15 protein-coding genes are annotated in these 15,598 nt (G+C 39.8%); 14 read left to right on the top strand and 1 reads right to left on the bottom strand.

Annotated features, from left to right (window positions below; translation table 11 throughout):
* Nucleotides 1-79 precede the first annotated feature (79 nt).
* A complete protein-coding gene (refZ, locus tag H538_RS23060; protein ID WP_081412573.1) occupies nucleotides 80-766 on the top strand; it encodes a forespore capture DNA-binding protein RefZ in 687 nt (228 codons plus the stop codon).
* Here refZ and hisJ read toward each other — a convergent pair.
* Nucleotides 734-1,567, bottom strand: a complete 834-nt coding sequence (hisJ, locus tag H538_RS0104575; protein WP_026676602.1) for a histidinol-phosphatase HisJ — start codon at nucleotides 1,565-1,567, stop codon at nucleotides 734-736. The genes refZ and hisJ overlap by 33 nt on opposite strands.
* A 230-nt stretch (nucleotides 1,568-1,797) precedes the next feature.
* Here hisJ and ezrA point away from each other — a divergent pair, with 230 nt between their 5' ends.
* The 13 genes from ezrA (at nucleotide 1,798) to H538_RS0104510 (ending at nucleotide 15,569) form a co-directional block, all read left to right on the top strand.
* The gene (ezrA, locus tag H538_RS0104570) at nucleotides 1,798-3,495 is read left to right on the top strand and encodes a septation ring formation regulator EzrA (protein ID WP_026676601.1); all 1,698 of its coding nucleotides are present in this window, start codon (nucleotides 1,798-1,800) and stop codon (nucleotides 3,493-3,495) included.
* Nucleotides 3,496-3,598: 103 nt separating this feature from the next.
* On the top strand, nucleotides 3,599-4,741 hold the full coding sequence (locus H538_RS0104565) for a cysteine desulfurase family protein (protein WP_026676600.1): 1,143 nt from the start codon (nucleotides 3,599-3,601) through the stop codon (nucleotides 4,739-4,741).
* A gap of 5 nt (nucleotides 4,742-4,746) precedes the next feature.
* The gene (thiI, locus tag H538_RS0104560; RefSeq protein WP_026676599.1) at nucleotides 4,747-5,958 is read left to right on the top strand and encodes a tRNA uracil 4-sulfurtransferase ThiI; all 1,212 of its coding nucleotides are present in this window, start codon (nucleotides 4,747-4,749) and stop codon (nucleotides 5,956-5,958) included.
* A 104-nt stretch (nucleotides 5,959-6,062) separates the two neighbouring features.
* The gene (locus H538_RS0104555) at nucleotides 6,063-6,266 is read left to right on the top strand and encodes an alpha/beta-type small acid-soluble spore protein (protein WP_026676598.1); all 204 of its coding nucleotides are present in this window, start codon (nucleotides 6,063-6,065) and stop codon (nucleotides 6,264-6,266) included.
* A 122-nt stretch (nucleotides 6,267-6,388) separates the two neighbouring features.
* Nucleotides 6,389-7,975: an acyl-CoA synthetase MbcS gene (gene mbcS, locus H538_RS0104550; RefSeq protein ID WP_211235548.1), complete on the top strand. Its 1,587-nt coding sequence runs from the start codon at nucleotides 6,389-6,391 to the stop codon at nucleotides 7,973-7,975.
* A gap of 65 nt (nucleotides 7,976-8,040) precedes the next feature.
* Nucleotides 8,041-9,636, top strand: a complete 1,596-nt coding sequence (locus H538_RS0104545) for an amidohydrolase (protein WP_026676596.1) — start codon at nucleotides 8,041-8,043, stop codon at nucleotides 9,634-9,636.
* A 90-nt stretch (nucleotides 9,637-9,726) separates the two neighbouring features.
* Nucleotides 9,727-10,731, top strand: coding sequence for a signal peptide peptidase SppA (sppA, locus tag H538_RS0104540; RefSeq protein ID WP_026676595.1), 1,005 nt, complete (start codon nucleotides 9,727-9,729; stop codon nucleotides 10,729-10,731).
* Nucleotides 10,732-10,741: 10 nt separating this feature from the next.
* Entirely contained in the window at nucleotides 10,742-11,224 is a 483-nt protein-coding gene (locus H538_RS23055) for an RDD family protein (RefSeq protein WP_035350054.1), read from the top strand.
* Between the two features lie 179 nt (nucleotides 11,225-11,403).
* Nucleotides 11,404-12,078, top strand: a complete 675-nt coding sequence (locus H538_RS0104530) for a DUF2953 domain-containing protein (protein WP_026676594.1) — start codon at nucleotides 11,404-11,406, stop codon at nucleotides 12,076-12,078.
* 1 nt (nucleotide 12,079) lies between these two features.
* Nucleotides 12,080-12,550 carry a GerW family sporulation protein gene (ytfJ, locus tag H538_RS0104525; RefSeq protein ID WP_026676593.1) on the top strand — a complete coding sequence of 157 codons (471 nt, stop codon included), beginning with the start codon at nucleotides 12,080-12,082 and terminating at the stop codon, nucleotides 12,548-12,550.
* 106 nt (nucleotides 12,551-12,656) lie between these two features.
* On the top strand, nucleotides 12,657-13,154 hold the full coding sequence (tpx, locus tag H538_RS0104520; RefSeq protein ID WP_026676592.1) for a thiol peroxidase: 498 nt from the start codon (nucleotides 12,657-12,659) through the stop codon (nucleotides 13,152-13,154).
* A gap of 80 nt (nucleotides 13,155-13,234) precedes the next feature.
* Nucleotides 13,235-14,230: a class I SAM-dependent methyltransferase gene (locus tag H538_RS0104515; RefSeq protein WP_026676591.1), complete on the top strand. Its 996-nt coding sequence runs from the start codon at nucleotides 13,235-13,237 to the stop codon at nucleotides 14,228-14,230.
* 145 nt (nucleotides 14,231-14,375) lie between these two features.
* The gene (locus H538_RS0104510; RefSeq protein ID WP_026676590.1) at nucleotides 14,376-15,569 is read left to right on the top strand and encodes an acetate kinase; all 1,194 of its coding nucleotides are present in this window, start codon (nucleotides 14,376-14,378) and stop codon (nucleotides 15,567-15,569) included.
* Nucleotides 15,570-15,598: the final 29 nt, after the last annotated feature.

The raw sequence follows: 15,598 nt of genomic DNA, 5'->3' as shown, positions 1-15,598 counted from the left end.
TGTCGAGCGATTATTAAAGGAAAAGACAAAGAGAAGAAGAAGTCTTTTACTTGAAGCAGACAAAAAGGCGGTGCGAAATATGAAAATCGAATCTTCCGAAACGAAGAAAAAAATTGAAGAGGCGGCCATTGAGCTATTTACAACAAAAGGTTACCAGGGTACAGCGGTTCGCGATATTGCCAAAAAGGCTGGGGTAAATGTATCCCTTGTCTCCTATTATTTTGGCGGAAAAAATGGCCTTTTGGAAGAATTAATTACGTCCTTTTATGAAGGATACTTGCGTGAAATTGAAATTATTTATCATACGTATGAGGGGCTATCGGTTAAAAAAATGCTGCTTGAAATGATTGATAATGTTCTTACGTATCAACAAAAGCAACCACTTTTATCCCGGTTTGCCCATCGTGAAATGACGCTGGATTCGACTCTCGTTCGGGAAGTGATGACCACCTACTTAGCAAAAGAAAAATTTATCTATGACAGCATCTTTGAAAAGGGCATAAAAACGAAAGAATTTCAAAAACAACCCGTTATGCTATTAACTATGCAATTAAGGGATCTTCTTATTATGCCGTTTTTACATCCGCTCTATATCTCGGAAGTATATTACAGCACGCCGCATGAAACCTATTTTATTGATAAGTACCGAAAAACGATGCGCAAATGGGTCGAGCAGTTTGTTTGCATTCCGTCAAAAAAAACGCCTTTTCTATCTACTGTCCAAACTCCATTATTAGCGACTGTGCATAGTAAATGGAGCAGTTAATGTTTCTTTATACAAAAGCCGCTCAAATCCTTGACCTAATCCCTTAGTGGTATGGGCATCTGACCCATAAACGAGAGGGATTTTTCGTTTGTGCGCTTCATTTATGACCCAATCAGGAGGATAAGGTTCCTTGCAGTTTGGTTTTATAACGCCAGCTCCATTATAATCAAGCGCCATGTTTTTCTCCTTAACCATATCAAGAATAGTTAAGATTTCAGGTTCAAACGCATTTTCACAAGGGAAAACACGCTGGAATTTTTTCACTAACGTTAAGTGGCCGACCCGTTTCGGCTTATATTTTCCTAGATCCGTTTCAATTGAGAGAAGAACAGTTTTATAGTAATGCTCGTAAACGTTCTCGACGGAACCAAATAAGTGAACAAGTTCGCCAAACACTTCTTCATTAAAATCAATACAGGTGAAGTTTCCTGAATGTTGCAGAAAATGAACGGATAAAATGGCATCATCAAGCTCCGGTCCTACTTCATTTAAAAATTGTTTCGTTTCCGCTTCATAGCCCTCAATAAAATCGACTTCTAAGCCGATATTAATAGTAATGCTTTTTTTATAATATTGCTTAAGCTGTTTGATGTCGTTCAAGTAGGAAGATAAATCTGAATAGGACATGGCGCTGTCTTTTTCCGGAGAAGGATCCGTAAACCCTTTAGGCAGCGGCGCATGTTCAGTAAATGTCATTCCTTTATAGCCTGATTTCAAGGCTGCCTCGACGTAAGATTCAAGCGTGTCATCGGAGCCGTGAGGACAGTATGCTGTATGAATATGGCCATCATAAACAATCATTTAAATACTCCTCTCTTGCCAAAGAAAATGGTTAGTTACTTCTTTATGGTAAAATCTTATTTAATTTTGCATTTTTTTTAGTCAAAATTCGTGTTTACATGTTATCATAAATACATTAAGTTTTAGTGGTTAGATGCTGATTATTTAACGATACGTTTAAAATTGTATCATAAATTCAAATTTTTTTTACATAGATCGCGATAGAAAGAAAGGAAGAAGGGGTGCTTCCTATGACATATGCCATCATAATAAGCTGTATTTGTATTTTGTTTGTACTTATTGTAGTTGGATCGGTGCTCAGAAAACGAATTTATAACGAGATTGACGAATTGGAAACGTGGAAAATTGAAATAATGAACCGTCCGCTGACCGAAGAAATTTCAAAAGTAAAAGGATTAAGCATGGTTGGTGAAACCGAAGAAAAGTTCGAAGCGTGGCGGAACGAATGGGATGAAATTGTCACGGTTTCTCTTCCGAATGTCGAGGAACTTTTATTAGATGCAGATGATACTGTAGACCGCTATCGTTTTACTAAAGCAAAAGGGATATTAAAAAAGGTCTCAGATGAACTCGATCGGATTGAAAACCGAATCAAGACGATTGCAGAGGAGATCGATGAATTCATTACGAGCGAAGAGTTAAATCGCGGTGAAATCGTTGAGGCAAAAGAACAATACAATGAGGCGAAAAAGTATTTTCTAAAACATATACGTTCATTAGGAAAAACAACGGATCTCTTTGAAAAAGAATTTAACGAGATTTATGAAACCTTTACTGAATTTGATCAACAAACAGAGCAAGGTAATCATTTAGAAGCCCGTCATATTTTAGTGAGTGGGATGGAAAGGTTGAAAGCGGTTCGTGAAAAAATGGAAGTCATTCCTGAGTTGCTCGTTATGCTGCTCTCAGACCTCCCCGCCAATCTGAAGGATTTGCGTGACGGTTTTGAAGAAATGGAAGAACAGGGATATGTGTTAAACCACATTGTTATTGAAAAAGAAATTGAAGCGATGCAGGAAAAAATAAAAACATTGTTGGACAGCGTCTATCAATTGCAGACGGATGAAGCCCAGCAAGGAATTGACGCTTTAAATAGTGAAATCGATCAATTATATGACATGCTTGAAAACGAGGTTGTTTCCAAAAAGTATGTGCTCAATGAAAAAGAATTATTGGCTGCTTCCTTAGCCGATATTCGAAAAGATTTAGGCATGCTAAGAGAAGAAACGGAAATGGTATCGCTTAGCTATCAAATTGATGAATCCGATCTTGAAATGCAAAAACGATTGGAAAAAATGTATAGTAAATTGCAAAAACGTTTTATGATTATAGAACAATCCATTGAAGACAAAAAGGATTCGTTTTCCGTCATTCGTGAAATGATGGAGGAGCTGGCCGTCCAACTTGAAAGTCTAAAAAAATCAAACGTAGAATATAAGGAAATTCTTATTAACCTTCGTAAAGATGAATTGCATGCAAAAGAGAAGCTAAAAGAGCTTCGCGCTAAATTACATAAAGCGAGAAGAATGGTGCAAGAGAGCAATTTGCCAGGGTTGCCTGATCACTATTTGAATACGTTAAGTAAAGCGGAAGGCTATATTCATGAAGTATCGAAACAGCTTGACGAAAAACCATTAGATATGGGAAAAGTAACGCATGTTCTTGAAAAAGCGCTGGAGGCTGTTGAAGAAGGTTATGACGAAACGAAAGAAATAATTGAAAATGCCTTGCTGGCTGAAAAACTGATTCAGTATGGAAATCGTTATAGAAGCTCAAATCAAACCGTATCGATCCGATTGATCGAAGCGGAAATTGCTTTCCGAAATTACCGCTATGAAGAGGCACTCGAAATTGCAGCAAGTGCTGTTGAAAGTGTTCAGCCCGGCATTACAAAAGAATTAAATATTAAGTTGAAGCAAGGAATATAATCAATCCTCCAGTTGAACGCTACAACTGGAGGATTATTTTCTTTCAGGTAATTAGCCATTATGATATGATTGAGTATTGTAGACTGCCATTCGAGGTGTAGTGATGATTTACTTTGATAATAGTGCAACGACGAAACCATTTAAAGAAGTTCTTGATACATATGTCACCGTTTCTGAAAATTATTTTGCCAATCCGTCTTCTATTCATTGTAAAGGGGGGGAGACAGAACGTCTTATCCATCAAGCAAGGAAAATGACTGCCTCGCTTTTGCATGTGAAACCGTCGGAAATTATTTTTACTTCGGGAGGAACGGAAGGGAATAATCTCGCGATAAAGGGCATTGCGTTAAAACATAGCGAGAGAGGGAAGCATTTAATTACGACAATGACAGAGCATGCAGCTACATTTGAGTCATTTAAATATTTAGAATCAATCGGATTTGATGTCACCTATTTACCTGTCGATGAAAAGGGCCGCATTTCTCTTGAAAAGTTGGAAAAAAGCATGAGAAAAGATACGATCCTTGTGTCCATCATGCATGTAAATAATGAAGTGGGTACGATTCAGCCCATTTTGGAAGCGGGAAATATTATCCGGAAGTATCCAAAAGCCTTTTTTCATGTCGACAATGTCCAGGGAATTACTAAAGTTCCTCTTTCCCTTAAAGAAGCTCACATTGATTTATGCACAATGTCCGGCCATAAATTTCATGGGCTGAAAGGAACCGGCATTTTATACGTAAGGGAAGGAGTGACACTTTCTCCGTTATTTACTGGCGGTTCGCAAGAAGGAAAATTGCGGGCCGGAACGGAAAATGTGGCTGGCATCGTTGCTACCGTTAAGGCGTTGCGTATGTCATTCGATCAAATGAAGCCCGGAGTAAAAAAAATGGAGCAAATTAAAAGGTTTTTAATAAACGAGTTGTCACATATTCCAGGGGTATTGGTCAACACCCCTGAAACGTATTCGGCTCCTCACATTGTCAATTTTTCTGTTGAGAATATGAAGCCTGAAGTACTCATTCACAGCCTTGAAGAAAATAATGTATTTGTTTCGACCAGATCTGCCTGCTCCTCAAAGCAAGGGGGAGCTAGCCGCGTGCTAGTGGCAATGGGCTTTAATGAAACCCGCGCAACAAATGCAATAAGAATCAGCTTGGCTTATCAAAATACGATGGAAGAAGCGGAACGTTTTATAGAGCTACTTAAAGAATCAATTTCGAAATTACAAGAAGTGATGAGGTAAAAACGATGAATTATGATCATATTGTCGTTCGTTACGGCGAACTCGCTTTGAAAGGAAAAAACAGGAAATACTTTGAAATGCAGTTAAAAGATACAGTGAAAAGGAAACTAAAGCCTTTTCCAAAAGTAACTGTGACGAAAACCCGTGACCGGATTTTAGTGGAGTTAAACGGAGAAGAATATAAGCCAATTATTGAAAAACTTCAAGAAGTATTCGGAATCCATGCCTTAAGCCTTGCCCTTAAAGCGGAAAATGAAATCGAAGCGATTAAAAAAGCGGCATTAAAAGCATTTGAAGAGCTTGAGCCCAATCCAAAAACTTTTAAAGTATCAGCAAAACGCAGCTATAAATCGTTTCCGATTAATTCCCAGGAATTGAACCATCATATCGGCGGCTATATTTTAAGTCATACGGACAACATTACAGTGGATGTCCACCATCCTGATGTAGAAGTGAAAGTAGAGGTCAAAGATGACGGCACGTACATTAGCTGCCTTACGTTTCCTGGCCCGGGGGGCTTGCCGGTAGGTGTTGGAGGCAAAGCAATGCTTATGCTTTCGGGCGGAATCGATAGTCCTGTTGCGGGTTATTTAACGATGAGGCGCGGCGTTCGGATTGAGGCCATTCACTTCCATAGCCCGCCATTTACAAGTGAACGGGCAAAACAAAAAGTTGTTGATTTAATGCAAGAGCTGACTCGTTTTGGAGGCAGAATGAAGCTTCATATCGTTCCATTTACCGCCATTCAAAAAACAATTAAAGACAAAGTTCCAGCGAGTTACTCGATGACCATTATGCGTCGAATGATGCTTAGAATTTCAGAACGTCTTGCCATCAAACAAAATGCATTGGCCATTGCCAATGGCGAAAATCTTGGACAGGTCGCCAGTCAAACGATCCATAGCATGTACACAATAAATGAAGTAACGAATGTCCCTATTATTCGCCCTTTAATTACAATGGATAAAATTGAAATTATGGAAATTGCAAGAAATATCGGGACGTACGATATTTCGATCAGGCCTTACGAAGATTGCTGCACAATCTTTTTGCCGTCAGCGCCAAAAACAAAACCAAAGCGGGATCGGGCCAACTACTATGAACAGTTAATTGAGAATATCGATGAGCTTATTGACGAAGCCATTGAAAATATCGAAGTCCTTTATTTTGATGAAGCTAAGAAAGAACAAGATCAAGAATTCAATGACCTTTTTTAAAGGTCAAAAAGCCGAAGTGGGAGTTTCCACTTCGGCTTAATTTTACCACGGATGACTTCGCTCTAATGGAAGCAATCTATAAGTACAGAGGGGGTGAAACAATCATGGCAGATAGAAATTCTAATCAATTATTAGTTCCTGGTGTCGAACGAGTGATTGATCAAATGAAAAACGAAATTGCTTCTGAATTTGGTGTTCATTTAAGCGCTGATAACACATCTCGTTCAAATGGATCTGTTGGCGGTGAAATTACAAAACGTCTTGTTGCATTAGCTCAACAACAAATCGGCGGCGTTCAAAATAAATAATATGGCTTAAAGAGCGGTAAATCACCGCTCTTTTATTTATCTCTTTTTAAAGCTGACTATTAAAAATTTTCAAAAATTAGTTTATAATAGAACATAGACCATCTTTAAAAGGAGGAACAATTATGGCTCAGCTGCTGAATTTACAAGCACCGAACATGTATAATGCGACAGAAGAGATGGAGAAGTTTGCTGAAAATCCTACGGCAAAAGCTCTTGTCTGGAAAAATGAAAAGGGAGTTACAAAAGAACTTACCTATCGAGAACTTTTCGACGCATGCAACAAAACGGCAAATGCCTTGACGAAAATCGGATTAAAGAAAGGCGAAAAAGTTCTTGTACTTATGCCGCGAAAAATTGAAACGTATTACGTTTATCTTGCTTGCTTAAAATCGGGCTTAGTTGTGATCCCAAGTTCGGAAATGCTCAGGCCGAAGGACTTAAGCTATCGAATTAACCATAGCGAGGCAAAAGCAGTTATTGTGGACGCTGCCTTTACCTCGAGCATCGACCAAATAAAAGAAGCTGTGCCAACGTTGCAATTTAAGTTAATCGTTGGGGGAACGAAGGAGAAATGGATCTCCCTTGATGAACTCATCCAAAGTGAAAGCGCTTTATTTGAACGTGTGTTAACGAATAAGGATGATATGGCATTTTTATCATATACTTCGGGTACGACAGGGCAGCCAAAAGGAGTTGTACATACACATGGATGGGCATATGCTCATTTACGGACGGCTGCAAAAAGCTGGTTAAATATTAAAGAAGGCGATAAAGTGTGGGCTACTGCCGGGCCAGGCTGGCAAAAATGGATTTGGAGCCCGTTCGTCTCCGTGCTTGGGTGCGGGGCGACCGGTTTTGTTTACGCGGGAAAATTTGATCCGAATGCGTACTTGTCACTTTTAGAAGAACAAGAAATTAATGTTTTATGCTGTACGCCTACGGAATACCGATTAATGGCGAAAGTGGACAACCTTTCAGAATACAAGCTCCCACATTTACGAAGCGCCGTTTCAGCGGGTGAGCCGCTTAATCGAGAAGTCATTGATACGTTTAAACAGCATTTTAACATTCTTGTAAGAGACGGTTATGGCCAAACGGAAAATACCCTTTTAGTTGGAACCATGGAAGGAATGGAAATAAGGCCCGGCTCGATGGGGAAACCAACACCAGGGAATATGGTTGAAATCGTGAATGAAGAAGGAGAGCCGGCAGGCGTTGGCGAAGTCGGTGATATTGCCGTCCATAAAAGCTCTCCAGCACTTTTTAAAAACTATTATAAAGATAATGAACGGACAAAAATGGCATTCCGTGGAGATTATTATTTAACGGGGGATAAAGCTAAAAAAGATAAAGACGGCTATTTTTGGTTTGAAGGACGTGGCGATGACATTATCATTAGCTCAGGCTATACGATCGGTCCATTTGAAGTTGAGGACGCCCTTGTTAAACATCCTGCCGTAAAAGAATGCGCCGTTGTTGCAAGCCCTGATGAAATTAGAGGGCATGTCGTCAAAGCATTTGTCGTTTTAAAAGGGGCGATACCGGATGACCAGGAACGGTTAATTAAGGATTTACAGAACCATGTGAAAGAATTAACAGCACCTTATAAATACCCGAGAAAAATAGAGTTTGTGAAGGAGCTCCCGAAAACAACTTCAGGAAAAATAAGAAGGGTGGAATTGAGGCAAAAGGAATTGCAATCCAGTTAAACGTAAAGACAGGTATAAAGCCTGTCTTTATCTATGTGATGTAAAGCAGGAAGGAGAGAGTAGAAATGGGTACGCTATATAAAGGCGGAACGATTTATACGATGAAAAACGAAGGGGATACGGTTGGAGCCGTCTATGCAGATCACTCTGGAATTATAGATATTGGCTCCGAAAAGGATCTAGTTTCGAACTATCAAGATGAGATCGAAGAAGTGGTTGATTTAAAAGAAGGAGTCATGTTTCCCGGCTTTGTCGACAGCCACCTTCATTTAATCGGACACGGGGAAAAGCTGATTCGTCTTGATTTATCGAAAGCAACTTCCGCAGCCGAAATGGTCGAATATTTAGAGGAAACGGTTAGCCATACGGGATTAGAAGAGTGGGTAATTGGAGACGGATGGAACGAAAATAATTTTCCCGATCGCAAAATCTTTCATCGCTTGGAATTAGATGAAATAGCGCCAAACCGTCCGATGTTTTTATCGAGAGTATGCCGGCACGCATTTTTAGCAAACACGAAAGCGCTTGAACTCGCAGGGATTACAGCAAAGACACCGGATCCGCCAGGAGGTGTTATCGTTCGGGATGAAAAAGGAGAAGCAACAGGTCTGTTGCTCGATAGCGCGGCGGAGCTTGTGAAAAAAGTGATTCCGCCTGTAAGTGATTCGTATTTAAAACGAGCAATAACAACGTCGGTCGATGATCTTCTTTCTGTTGGATTAGTAGGGGGGCATACGGAAGATTTAAATTATTATGGAGGGTTTGAACGAACAGTTTCGGCATATAAATCATGCATTGGTGGCAGAGCGCGAAAGTTTAAAGCCCATCTTCTCGTTCATCATGAAGTTGCAGATCAATATAAGGGGTCCAATAAAGGCGTTTGCAGCCATTATCTTGAATTTGGCGCCATGAAAATTTTCTCGGATGGGGCTTTTGGAGGTCGTACGGCACTTTTAAGTAAACCATATAATGATTTGCCGGAAACGTCAGGTGTCGCGATACATACGCCCGGGCAATTAAAAAAGCTTGTTCAAAAAGCCAGGGAACATAAAATGGCGGTTGCCGTTCACACAATTGGTGATCTTTCTCTTCAATATACGATTGAAGCGATTACCTCCTGCCCACCGACAACGGATGCCCGTGATCGAATTATTCATGCCGGGCTTGTTCGCGAAGATCTTATCGGACAGTTAAAAAAGCTTCATATTATCATTGATATACAGCCAGGGTTTGTTGCCTCTGATTTTCCATGGTTAATTGAGAGGTTAGGCGAAGAACGGGTGAAATGGGCCTACCCTTTTAAAACGATGCTAGAAAACGGCTTGCATTGTGCAGGAGGATCGGATGCACCGATTGAGCCTGTTAATCCGCTGTTCGGGATACATGCGGCCATTACCAGAAGAAAACCGTACGAATCGCATGAAGGATACGTAAAGGAACAAAAATTAACACCGTATGAAGCGATCGGGCTGTATACGACTGGAAGTGCCTATGCGATCAACAAAGAAAGCAAACGCGGAATGATTGCTTCGGGGTATGAAGCGGACTTTACCGTTTTTGACCGTGATTTATTAACCATTAGCCCGGATGACCTTTTAGAAGCAAACGTATTATATACGATTGTAGACAACACAATAGTTTATAAAAAAACGAATGTTTAACACATTCGTTTTTTTATTTTTGTAGTATGAAAATTGGGTTATATGTTAAACTTTGGAGGGAATATAATGAGGGGGCTAAAGGAGGATTTCATGAGCACAAAACGTTGGGTAGCATTATTGATCGCAGCGGCCTTATTTTTCACTTCGATTCTTTTTAAAATAGCTGTATCCATTACAACAGGGACGTTCAATAATTGGGAAAATGTAGTAATGCCTGAAGATGAATTTGAAGAAAAAGTAATTGAAAAAGGAAATGCGGATAAAAAAATCGTAGTACTGGACATTTCCGGTGTCATTCAAGATACGGGCGAAGTATCAGGCCTCCTGCAAAGTTCTGAATACAATCACCGCGAATTTCTAAAAATGTTGAAAAATGCCGGAAGTGATCATGATGTTGCGGGAATCATTTTACGGGTCAACTCACCGGGCGGCGGTGTCGTCGAAAGTGAAGAAATTCATTCGAAAATCGAAGAAGTGAAAAAGAAATATAAAAAGCCAATCTATGTTTCTATGGGCAGTATGGCAGCATCTGGAGGATATTACATATCGACGCCGGCAACTAAAATTTTCGCCAGTCCTGCGACAATGACCGGCTCGCTCGGTGTCATCATTCAATCAATGAATTACGGTGAACTGGCGAAAAAGTTTGGCGTCAAATGGAATACCATTAAAAGCGGCCCATATAAAGATATCATGTCTCCTGCACGGGAGATGACGAAGAAAGAGAAAGACATCATGCAAAGCATGGTTAACAATGCTTATGATCAATTTGTCCATGTCATTTCAAAAGGAAGACATATACCGGAAGAAGAAGTAAGGAAAATCGCCGATGGTAGGATTTATGATGGTCTTCAAGCGAAAAAATTGCATCTCGTAGATGAGATTGGATCGTTTGACGATTGTCTTCAAGCGATGAAAAAGGCAACAGGCAAAAGAGATGCCAGGGTTGTAAGCTATGAACAGTCTATTGGATTGAATTCCTTACTTTCAATGGGAATGCAGAAAATGATTTCGCCAAATAAAGATTTGCTTGGTATCAAGGAACTGTTAAGCAAACCACAGGCTCCGACGATTAAATATTTGTATACGGAATAGAGGTGATAAGATGAATAAAATCACGTTAGATGAAGAGCCAAAAGACGGGTATACGATTTTTCTCCCATTAAAATATGCCGGTTTTTGGATGAGGTTTTGGGCATTTCTCATTGACTTGATTGTGGTAGCAAGTTTAAATCGATTCGTATTGGCGCCATTTTTTAAAGTGGAAAACATTACGTTTGGGCCGTACGATATTTTTTCAGTGGAAGGGCTTGTTACAACCATTGTTCTTTATCTCTATTATGTCATTATGACAAAACTGACGGGCCAAACGCTTGGGAAAATGATTATGAATATCAAAGTGTTAAGTACGACAGGTGAGCCACTTACATGGGGAACGGTATTTTTTCGTGAAGTGATCGGAAAAATGATCAGCAAGTTCCTTTTTATCGGATATATCTTCGCCGCTTTTTCAAAACGAAAGCAAGGATTTCATGATTATTTTGCGGATACATATGTTGTCCATAAAGATGTGGCAGCGAATGAATAGAAAAAATAAAAAAGCTTACATTACTAGAAAAGGGTCATTTTTCTTTTGAAAAATGACCCCTCCTTTTTGCACCAGGAAGCGGCTATACGCCCCCTTTCGCAAATTGAACTTCGCGCTTTTAGATTGATGTTTATTTCTTTTCAATGACGTTCATAATGGGTATGAAAGGAAGATTTTGTATGAACGTCCTATTCATTATAATTAGTGCCATCATTGTTTTTTTCTTTGTTTTGTTATTTTCAAAATTAACCGTTCAAGTTTATTTTTCACGAGAAAAAAACAACGATCATCTCCGTATAAAATTAAGATTATGGGGAATTCTTTCCTATACGCAAGAAATTCCTATTATAAAATTCGATCCAAAAGATAAGGCGGTTGTATTGAAACAAGAGAAACATGCCGGCCAAAAAACAATTGCCGAGAATAAAAAGAAAATTACGATTGCGGAGATTATTGATGGAATAGAACAATTTAAACGATTTCTCACACATATTGCCGGATTTTATACGATTATAAAACGATTTTTACAAAAGGTCACTGTGAAAAATATTGAATGGCATAGCCGGATAGGGTTAGGCGATGCTGCCAGTACGGCTATTGCAGCTGGAGCGATGTGGGGAGTGAAAGGGAATGCACTCGGAATGCTTTACCGACTTGTAAAGGTAAAGGGAAGACCCAATCTTTCTGTTCATCCCCTTTTTCAAGGCACTACCGTCCAAACAAGAATGTCTTGTATGATTTCCTTTAGAATCGGGCAAGCTATTGTCGTTATGATTCAATTGTTAAAACATTGGAGAGCAAGTGGAGCTCCTATACGTTCAAGTAACTCAAAATACATGACAGGAGGTACATAACATGTCCGAACATCCAATTCAAGGGTTAATGAAAACAGCGATGGAAAATTTAAAAGAAATGATTGATGTCAATACTATTGTTGGTGATCCTGTTGAAACGCCCGACGGAAGTGTCATTTTAACCGTTTCAAAAGTAGGCTTTGGATTTGCGGCAGGCGGAAGTGAATTCCAAAATCAACAGCAACACTCTTCCAATCATGGCGATCAAAGCCATCAAGGACAAGGAGAAGAACTTCCTTTTGGCGGCGGTAGCGGCGGAGGCGTATCCATTACGCCAATCGCATTCCTCATTGTAAGCAACAATGGCATCAAAACGATTCATTTAGACAACAGTACACATCTTTATGAACGTTTATTGGATCTCGCTCCAAGTGTTGTCGAAAAAATCCAACAGATGATGGGCTCAAAGAACAACAATAAAGGAAATCAAAACACTACGACCTTTATGAAGAAGGATAATGTTGATTTTTAGTTAACTGCTTTTCGCAGTTAACTTTTTTATGTGCGTTTAAGTTGCAAGATCCGCTAAAATAGAGATATGATGAACATGTACATATATCTTAAAGGGAGGCTTTTACATGGGAGTAACGTTTAAAGAAAAACCAGTTACATTGTTAGGAAGCCAGGTTAAGGTAGGGGATAAGGCGCCGGATTTCAAAGTGCTTGCCAATGATCTTTCAGAAGTGACGTTAGCTGACACAAAGGGAACTGTCCGTATTATTTCTGTCGTTCCTTCCCTTGATACGGGTGTTTGTGATGCACAAACTAGACGGTTTAACGAGGAAGCTGCCAGGCTTGATAATGTCAAGGTGTTAACGATTTCCGTTGATCTTCCATTTGCGCAAAAACGCTGGTGTGGTGCAGCAGGCGTTGAAAATGTGCAAACTCTTTCCGACCATCGTGACCTTTCGTTTGGCAGGGCATATGGTGTTGCGATTGAAGAATTACGTCTTCTTGCACGGGCGGTATTTGTCATTGACAGTTCAGATACGGTAACATACGTAGAATATGTCGATGAAGTGACAAACCACCCGGATTACGAAGCGGCGATTGAAGCGGCTAAACAGGCAAAATAAGAAAATGCCCCGGATTTCTTCTCCGGGGCATTTTTATTTGATACAATGGATCCGTAATGTTATGAGCGGAGGAAAAAAGTATGAATTCATTTTCGAAAGTGGAACAGCTCTTTACAGTCCTTGACAAGACGACAGAAAAAATAAAAAACGACTTAGATCTTACCTATTTAGATGCGCTTGCCGAAAGCGGGGAAAATCTTGTATGTAACGAAATATCTGAGCGGCTATCTCCCCTTGTTAAACAATATGTGGAGCAAAAATATCATTCGGTTCAACTCGATCAACTGTCCAGAGAAGAAATCAGGAAGGCTTTTCAACTAGCCGTTTTAAAAGGAATGAAAGAAGCGATTCAGCCACATCACGCGATGACACCGGATTCAGTCGGAATCTTTGCAAGTTATCTCGCCGGTAAGCTTGTAGAAGAAAGAAGCGAACTAACCGTGCTTGATCCGGCTGTCGGATCGGGGAACTTGCTTACAACGGTTTTAAATCAGCTGCCAATGAAAAAGCAACAAAGCTATGGTGTGGAAATTGATGATACATTACTTCGGTTAGCATCAGTCATTTGCAATTTGCAAAAGCATTACGTCGAATTTTACCATCAAGATAGCATAAGGCCATTGTATGTGGATCCGGTTGATCTCGTTGTGTCGGATTTGCCGGTCGGCTATTATCCTGATGATGATGTCGCGAAAAGTTTTGCCGTTCATTCGGAGAAAGGGCATACGTTTGCCCACCATCTGTTGATTGAACAAAGTATTAACTATTTGAAAGAATCCGGTTTTGGGGTTTTATTAATTCCTAATTCTCTATTTACAAGCGAACAGGCGCCTCTTCTGCAAGCATTTCTAAAAGAAAATGCGGTGATTTTAGGAGTTGTGCAGCTTCCTTTAAGTCTGTTTAAACAAGAAAGCCAGGCGAAAAGTATTTTATTGTTGCAGAAAAACGGCCCTAAAACAAAAAAACCAAAACAAGCGCTGCTCGTAGAACTCCCGTCATTTTCAAAAAAAGACGCACTTAGAGGTGTGATGAAGCAGATGGATGAATGGTTTCAAAATGATTGGAGAAACTCTTAATACAAACATTTAATTATTACAAATCTGTTAAAATGCTTTAAAGTCTCGAAAAATGATGGTATAAGTATGAAGTTAAGATTTTAGCGAAAAAGAAGCACTTGCTCTTTAGTAAGTACTTCTTTTTCTAATGTTAGGAGTGTCAAGTATGTCTAAAATAATGGCAATTAATGCAGGAAGTTCCTCATTAAAATTTCAATTGCTTGAAATGCCTGAAGAAAAAGTATTGACAAAGGGCATTGTTGAGAGAATTGGACTGCAAGATTCCATTTTTACGATAGAAGTAAATGGAGAAAAAATAAAAGAAATCACCACAATTAAAGATCATTCTATTGCGGTTCAAATGCTCCTGGATAAATTACTTAAACATCATATTATTTCATCTTATGATGAGATTGAAGGACTCGGCCATCGGGTCGTCCATGGTGGAGAACGATTTAGCGATTCAGTTCTCATTACTGATGAAGTAATAAAGGAAATAGAAGATTTATCCGATTTAGCGCCGCTTCATAATCCGGCCAACGTGACGGGGATCAAAGCATTTAAAACCATCCTTCCTAACGTCCCGGCTGTAGCTGTATTCGATACGGCATTTCACCAAACGATGCCGGAACAATCGTTTTTATATAGTTTGCCTTATGAGTATTATGAAAAGTACGGCATTCGAAAATATGGGTTCCACGGCACTTCTCATAAATATGTTTCAGAACGTGCGGCTGAACTTCTGGGCCGTCCAATTGAACATTTGCGGCTTATTTCTTGCCACCTTGGCAATGGAGCAAGTATTGCCGCGATTGAAGGCGGCAAATCGATTGATACATCTATGGGATTCACGCCTCTTGCAGGGGTAATGATGGGAACTCGTTCCGGAAATATTGATCCAGCCTTAATTCCATATATTATGGAGAAAACAGGGCAATCTGCTGAGGAAGTAATTGATGTTTTAAATAAACGAAGCGGAATGCTCGGTATATCAGGATTCTCTTCAGACTTGCGCGATATTGAAGATAAGGCATCCGAAGGTAATGAGCGTGCCGAATTAGCGCTAGAACTATTTGCATCAAGAATCCATAAATATATTGGGTCGTATGCGGCACGGATGGCTGGCATTGATGCGATTATTTTTACGGCAGGAATTGGCGAAAACAGTGATGTAGTCCGCGCGCGAGTTCTTCGCGGCCTGGAATTTATGGGAGTTTACTGGGACCCTAGCCTTAACAAAGTACGCGGCAAAGAGGCATTTTTGAACTACCCTCATTCGCCTGTAAAAGTCCTTGTCATCCCAACGAACGAGGAAGTTATGATCGCAAGAGACACGGTGCGGCTATCAAAAGAAAGTTAAAAATGGGAGCGGAATATACCGCTTTCATT

The sequence above is a fragment of the Fictibacillus gelatini DSM 15865 genome (assembly GCF_000430745.1).
In the GTDB taxonomy this organism is placed as follows: Bacteria; Bacillota; Bacilli; order Bacillales; family Fictibacillaceae; genus Fictibacillus_A; species Fictibacillus_A gelatini.
Note: the sequence above shows the minus strand (reverse complement) of the source record. Positions and strands in the feature narration are given on the sequence as shown.

Excerpts from the sequence above, each read along its gene's own strand:
- refZ (WP_081412573.1), top strand. The coding sequence starts at position 80 with ATGAAAATCGAATCTTCCGAAACGAAGAAAAAAATTGAAGAGGCGGCC.
- hisJ (WP_026676602.1), bottom strand. The coding sequence starts at position 1,567 with ATGATTGTTTATGATGGCCATATTCATACAGCATACTGTCCTCACGGC.
- ezrA (WP_026676601.1), top strand. The coding sequence starts at position 1,798 with ATGACATATGCCATCATAATAAGCTGTATTTGTATTTTGTTTGTACTT.
- H538_RS0104565 (WP_026676600.1), top strand. The coding sequence starts at position 3,599 with ATGATTTACTTTGATAATAGTGCAACGACGAAACCATTTAAAGAAGTT.
- thiI (WP_026676599.1), top strand. The coding sequence starts at position 4,747 with ATGAATTATGATCATATTGTCGTTCGTTACGGCGAACTCGCTTTGAAA.
- H538_RS0104555 (WP_026676598.1), top strand. The coding sequence starts at position 6,063 with ATGGCAGATAGAAATTCTAATCAATTATTAGTTCCTGGTGTCGAACGA.
- mbcS (WP_211235548.1), top strand. The coding sequence starts at position 6,389 with ATGGCTCAGCTGCTGAATTTACAAGCACCGAACATGTATAATGCGACA.
- H538_RS0104545 (WP_026676596.1), top strand. The coding sequence starts at position 8,041 with ATGGGTACGCTATATAAAGGCGGAACGATTTATACGATGAAAAACGAA.
- sppA (WP_026676595.1), top strand. The coding sequence starts at position 9,727 with ATGAGCACAAAACGTTGGGTAGCATTATTGATCGCAGCGGCCTTATTT.
- H538_RS23055 (WP_035350054.1), top strand. The coding sequence starts at position 10,742 with ATGAATAAAATCACGTTAGATGAAGAGCCAAAAGACGGGTATACGATT.
- H538_RS0104530 (WP_026676594.1), top strand. The coding sequence starts at position 11,404 with ATGAACGTCCTATTCATTATAATTAGTGCCATCATTGTTTTTTTCTTT.
- ytfJ (WP_026676593.1), top strand. The coding sequence starts at position 12,080 with ATGTCCGAACATCCAATTCAAGGGTTAATGAAAACAGCGATGGAAAAT.
- tpx (WP_026676592.1), top strand. The coding sequence starts at position 12,657 with ATGGGAGTAACGTTTAAAGAAAAACCAGTTACATTGTTAGGAAGCCAG.
- H538_RS0104515 (WP_026676591.1), top strand. The coding sequence starts at position 13,235 with ATGAATTCATTTTCGAAAGTGGAACAGCTCTTTACAGTCCTTGACAAG.
- H538_RS0104510 (WP_026676590.1), top strand. The coding sequence starts at position 14,376 with ATGTCTAAAATAATGGCAATTAATGCAGGAAGTTCCTCATTAAAATTT.